Below are 5,158 nucleotides of genomic sequence, written 5' to 3' on the forward strand. Positions count from 1 at the left end.
CCGTCTCGGTGAACCCAGCGCAGGGAGGTCAAGAGCCTCCGATTTGGGAGGGCGACAGCACCACCATCGTTTCACCGCCCGCAGCCCAGCCCGTGCCCGACGTCATGGAGGATTTGCTCGCGATGGTGGGCTTGGGTGAGTCGGCCGGCGTTGGCCAGGATGCCGAGGAGTTCCTCCACACCCCCGCGCCAGCAACAGCCGCGACGTCCATTCCATCGCCTGCACCTGCACCCGCGCCTACGCCTGGGTCATCGGCAACGAAGCCATCCGGGGAACAGTTCATGGTTTGGCTGAAGCAGGGAATCGCCTCACGACGGCTCATCATCAACGACGCCAAGGCGCTCGTGCATACGGTGAGCGACACCGCCTACCTGGTCAGTCCCGGCGTGTTCCAGCGCTACGCGCAGGAACATCCCCAGGTGGATGCGCTGGCCAGGCAGGACAAGCAACAGGATTGGCAGTGGGTGCAGAAGCGCTTCGAGAAGCTGCAGCTACATCGCAAGCACCCCAATGGCCTGAACATTTGGACCTGTGAAGTCACGGGCCCGAGGAAGTCCCGCCGACTGCATGGCTACCTCCTTGAAGATGGGTCCTTGGCATTCCCCGAAATACCGCCCAACAATCCCTATCTTGCTCTGACTCAGGAAGGATGACGCGATTCGGGCATTGATCGCCACCGTCGTTTGGCGACGATCAATACCCCGCGAAAGCTGGCAACATTTGGCGAACTGAGCTACTCGGCCCGCGCCAACTCCTGCGCAAGGAACGGAGCGGTTCGGCTGCCAGACGTTCGGGCCACCTGCTGAGGGGAGCCCGCCACCACGATGCTGCCGCCGGCAGCGCCTGCACCAGGCCCCACGTCGATCACCCAATCGGCCTGGGCCACCGCGCGCATATCGTGCTCGATCATCACCACGGTGTTGCCGGCATCGACCAGGCGCTGCAACTGCACCAGCAGCCGGTCGGCATCGGACGCATGCAGCCCGGTGGTTGGCTCGTCGAGCACGTACAGGCTTCGGCCGCGCTGGCTGCGCTGAAGCTCGGTCGCCAGCTTGATGCGCTGCGCCTCGCCACCGGAAAGTTCCGTGGCCGGTTGCCCCAGGCGCAGATAGCCCAATCCGATATCGCGCAGCAATTGCAGGGGCCGGGCCACGGCGTCTTCACCCGCAAAGAATTCGCTGGCTTCGTCCACGGTCATCTGCAGCACCTCGGCGATGTTGCGCCCGTTCCATTGCACCTTCAGCGTGGCCTCGTTGTAGCGTGCGCCATGGCACGTCGGACACGGGGCGTACACGCTGGGCATGAACAGCAACTCCACACTGACGAAGCCCTCGCCCTCGCAGGTCTCGCAACGCCCCTTAGCCACGTTGAACGAGAAGCGCCCGGCGTCATAGCGGCGGCGTCGCGCATCGGGCGTGGCGGCGAACAGCTTGCGCACGTGGTCGAACAGGCCGGTGTAGGTGGCCAGGTTGGACCGGGGCGTGCGCCCGATCGGCTTCTGGTCCACCTGCACCAGGCGCTGTATGGCGTCCACGTCGCCCGCCAGATGACCGCCAGTCGCTTCGATCACTGCCGGCCCTTCGCTGGTGGCGCTTTCGGCCGCGTCGTCCTCGGGCTCGTGGCCCAGGTGCAGTAGCACCAGCTCCGGCAGCGCCTGCGCGACGAGGCTGGACTTGCCCGAGCCGGAGATGCCGGTGACGGCCGTCAGCACGCCCAGCGGAATGCGTGCGTCCACGCCATGCAGGTTGTGACGATGGATGCCCTGCAGCTCCAGCCAGCCGGTCGCTTCGCGTGCCCGGCTTCCCGGCGCGGCGATTTCGTCGAACAGATAGCGGGCGGTGCGCGATTCGGCAATCTTGCGCAGGCCGTCCGGCTCGCCGCTGTAGAGCACGCGGCCGCCACGCTCCCCGGCATCCGGCCCCACATCCACCAGCCATTGCGCGCGGCGCATCAGGTCCAGGTCGTGCTCGACCACGAACACCGAGTTGCCCGCGTCACGCAGCCGGTCGAGCGCGTCGTACAGCGCCTGGCTGTCGGAGGGGTGCAACCCCGCCGAGGGCTCGTCGAGCACGTACACAACACCGAACAGCAGGGAACTCAATTGCGTGGCCAGCCGCAGGCGCTGCAACTCGCCGGCCGAAAGCGTCGGCGTGGCCCGGTCCAGCGTCAGGTAACCCAGGCCCAGCCCACGCAGTTGACGCAGGCGCGCCATCACACCGCCGGCCAGGCGCTGCGCGGCGAGGCGCTTTTCTTCCGACAGCGCGGAGGTGCGGCGCACGTCGGGCGATACCGCATGGACGGCACGGCCGGAGGCCGCGCGTTCGGCACGGTCGCGTCGGGTCGCTTCCTTGTCCGTAGCCGCCCCCGCTGCATGGGCGCGGAAATCGCCCTGGGCAATGGGTTCGAGCAAGGCCGCCAACTGGTCCAGCGGCATCTGCATGAACGCGCCGATGTCCACGCCGGCGAAGGTGACCGACAGCGCCTCGGGCTTGAGCCGCTTGCCGTGGCAGGTGGGGCACGGCTTGCCCTCCATGAACCGGGACACGCGCTTTCTCATCAGTGCGCTTTGGGTATTGGCAAAGGTGTGCAGCACATACCGCCGGGCGCCGGTGAAGGTGCCCATGTAGCTCGGCTCCATCTTGCGCTTGAGCGCCGTGCGGGTCTCGGCGGGCGTGAAGCCGGCGTACACCGGCACTGTCGGTGTTTCCTCGGTGAACAGAATCCAGTCGCGGTCCTTCTTCGGCAGGTCCTTCCACGGTCGGTCAACGTCGTAGCCCATGCTGACCAGGATGTCGCGCAGGTTCTGGCCTTGCCAGGCGGGGGGCCAGGAGGCGATCGCCCGCTCGCGGATGCTCAGGGAGGGATCGGGCACCATGATGGCCTCGGTCACCTCGTACACATGGCCCAGGCCGTGGCAGGTCGGGCACGCTCCCTGCGGCGTGTTGGGCGAAAAATCCTCGGCGTACAGCATCGGCTGGTTGGCTGGGTAGGCGCCGGCGCGCGAATACATCATCCGCACCAGGCTGGACAGGGTGGTCACACTGCCCACGGAGGAACGCGCGTTGCTGGAGCCCCGCTGCTGTTGCAACGCCACCGCCGGCGGCAGGCCGTCGATCGCATCGACGTCCGGCACGCCGGCCTGGTCGATCAGGCGCCGCGCATAGGGGGCCACCGACTCGAAGTAGCGCCGCTGCGCCTCGGCGTAGATGGTGCCGAAGGCCAGCGAGGACTTGCCGGAGCCGGAAACGCCGGAGAACACCACCAGCGCGTTACGCGGGATGGAAACGTCCACCTCTTTGAGGTTGTTCTCGCGCGCGCCGCGCACTTCCACCATGCCGCTGGCCGCAGCGGTACAAGAGGATTCACCGAAAGAATTGTTTGGCATGTTCTTATCCTGTAGTTCGTCCCGCTCAGGACGGGACTTCCTGAGTTCGGGGGCCGCGGCGACTGGCTTCGAGCGCCGCGGTGACAGTGCGGGCGTCGTAGCTGCCGCGCAGACGACGACCCTCGACGAAGAACGTCGGCGTGGCGTGCGCACCGCTGGCGACGGCACTGGCGAGGTCGCGCTCGACACGCTCGATCACCGCGGTGCTGTCGAGATCCGCGATGAACCGTTCGACGTCGAGCCCAAGCTCGGCGGCGTAGCCGATCAGATGCTCGCGCTCCAGCGCATGCTGACGGGTGAACACGAAGTCCAGCCACGGCCAGAACATCCCCTGGTTCGCCGCTGCCTCGGACGCCCGCGCGGCAATCGGCCCGTGCGGGTGGTGCGGCAGATGGCGCACCACATACCGCAGGTCGTCCCCGAAGTGGGCGCGCAGATCGTCCCACGAACCGGTGGCGTGCGCACAGTACGCGCACTCGAAGTCCACGTACTCGACGAGTGTGAGCTGGGCGTCCTCCGGCCCGCGGATGTGATCGATCTCCGGATCGACCGGTGGCTCAAGCACCATCGGCAGGTCAGCGGTCTTCTCACCCCACCGCTGGGCGGCGACCTTGAAGATCAGCCACCCGAGCAACGTGGCGAACACCATCGACACGAGCACGCCGACCGTCGCCTGGCGGCCCAAGTCGGAGGTCGTGCCGAACGCGAGCCCGATGATCAGCAGCGACACGGTGAACCCGATCCCGGACAGTGCCGCACCACCGAACACGCTGCCCACCCCGACGCCCTCGGGCAGCCGGCCCAGGCCGAGACGGACGGCGATGAGAGTGATGAGCCCGATGCCCAGGAGCTTGCCGAGCACGAGCCCTGCGATGACGCCCCACGTGACTGGCGAGCCGAAGGCCTCGGCGAGCAGCCCGCCACGCACGTCCACTCCGGCGTTCGCCAAGGCGAACACCGGCACGATCAGCAGCGCCGTCGGCAGCCGCAGGAACTCGTGCAATCGCTCGTTCACCGAGATACCCCGGGACAGCCCGCAGTCCACCGCGCGGGCCGATGCGGCACTCGGAGACTGCCAGAAGTCGCGGAACAGTTGTTTTGCCGCGACGACCTTGTGACGTTGCGTCGCGTAGGCGGGGATCAGCAGCCCCGCGGCCATCCCGGCGAGAGAGGCATGGATGCCGGAGTACACGGTTGCGAGCCACAGCACGATCACGATCAGCACATACGGCATTGCCCGCCACTGGCGGGTGCGCCCTAGCCGCCACAACGCAACGAGACTGGCGAGGGCGATCAACAACGGGACGATCCGAATCTCATCGCTATAGACGATGCCGATGATGGACACGGCGAGGAAGTCATCGACCACGGTCAGGGTGAGCAGGAACACGCGCAACTGACCGGATAGCCGCGGGCCGACGATCGCCAGGGTGCCCAGCATGAATGCCGTATCGGTGCCGACCACCGCCCCCCACCCGTGCAGGCCCTCACTTCCGGCCAGCCCCACGATCAGGACATACACCAGCGCGGGAAGCACGACACCCGCGACCCCCGCGATCAGAGCGAGACGGGCACGGCTGCGATCCCGGAGCGATCCGTGGGCGAACTCCTGACGCACCTCCAGGCCGATCAGGAAGAAGAAGACCACCATCAGGCCGTCGTTGACCCAGTGATGCAGGTCCATGTGCAGGCCCAGCGGCCCGAAGTCAAACCCGACGTCCAGGTGCCACAACTCGAAATAGGCATCGGATAGCGGCGAGTTCGCCCACGCCA

Annotated in this window: 3 protein-coding genes; 1 reads left to right on the top strand and 2 read right to left on the bottom strand. The window is 67.1% G+C overall.

Annotated features, from left to right (window positions below; all coding sequences use genetic code 11):
• Positions 1-653, top strand: a 653-nt coding sequence (locus CQW31_RS30475) for a conjugal transfer nickase/helicase domain-containing protein (protein ID WP_158238197.1), incomplete at its 5' end; no start/stop codon positions are given.
• Between the two features lie 80 nt (positions 654-733).
• Here CQW31_RS30475 and CQW31_RS30480 read toward each other — a convergent pair.
• Positions 734-3,385 (bottom strand): excinuclease ABC subunit UvrA, encoded by a 2,652-nt coding sequence (locus CQW31_RS30480; RefSeq protein ID WP_019726350.1) that lies wholly within the window; start codon positions 3,383-3,385, stop codon positions 734-736.
• Positions 3,386-3,410: 25 nt separating this feature from the next.
• A partial coding sequence (gene nhaA, locus CQW31_RS30485; protein ID WP_099816107.1) for a Na+/H+ antiporter NhaA occupies positions 3,411-5,158 on the bottom strand: 1,748 nt, incomplete at its 5' end.

The sequence above is a fragment of the Pseudomonas sp. 382 genome, from assembly GCF_002759075.1.
In the GTDB taxonomy this organism is placed as follows: Bacteria; Pseudomonadota; Gammaproteobacteria; order Pseudomonadales; family Pseudomonadaceae; genus Aquipseudomonas; species Aquipseudomonas vlassakiae.